General features: G+C 68.4%; 1 protein-coding gene. It reads right to left on the bottom strand.

Annotated features, from left to right (window positions below; genetic code table 11):
• Positions 1-127: 127 nt before the first annotated feature.
• Positions 128-568: a DUF4277 domain-containing protein gene (locus I8N67_RS41825; protein WP_307835537.1), complete on the bottom strand. Its 441-nt coding sequence runs from the start codon at positions 566-568 to the stop codon at positions 128-130.
• Positions 569-729: the final 161 nt, after the last annotated feature.

Genomic DNA, 729 nt, shown 5'->3' with positions numbered 1-729 from the left:
GCCCCTCGTACACCTTCTCGTCTCGCTAGCCGGACCCGCACCGTCTGGCAGTACCGATGCGTCCCGTCGTTGTCAGGGCTGCTTCCCGCCCTCCCCGGCGTCTCCCGGATCAGACTGCCCTCAGCTCCTATCCGGCTGCTGCGACAGCCGGACGGCGGGGTCCTTCCATCCCCGCTCGGTCACTCAGCGCCTCGTGGCGCACGGTCATGTCCCAGTGCAGCCGGGAGACGTCGATGCCGAACTCGCTGATCGCCCGTGCGCCGACCGTTGCGGCGATTGTCTCCAGCTGCGGAGCGATCGCGTCCAGGGCCCGGGCGAGGCGGTCGTCGTTGACCATGCCCGCCTCGATGCCGAACACCTCCTCCACCGCCCAGGTGCGGGCCCGGTCCCCGACCCGCACCAACGGCGCGGGCGAGGTCAGCCGGTTGGCCACCAGCGCCTCGATCACCTGCCCGTGCGTCACGTGCGCACTCGCACCACCAGGGCACACCTCATCAACGATCCCGGCCAGATGCAGCCGACGAGTGAACTCGGAAACGACAGGCAGAGCACCCAGACGCTTCTCCACCACGGACGTCACCGCTATTTCAAAACGCTGACGCTCAGACCGTGGCCGCGGGGACCGGGAAGGCTTCGACACACCCCACCCAACGTCACACCCCGGCTCGGGGACACCCCCGAGCCGGTCACACCATACGAATCAACGACCCGCGAAGTCCGGGTCTAGAA

Origin of the sequence: Streptomyces adelaidensis, from assembly GCF_016598475.1 — a bacterium.
In the GTDB taxonomy this organism is placed as follows: domain Bacteria; phylum Actinomycetota; class Actinomycetes; order Streptomycetales; family Streptomycetaceae; genus Streptomyces; species Streptomyces adelaidensis.
This window is presented reverse-complemented; position numbering and strand designations above follow the sequence as displayed.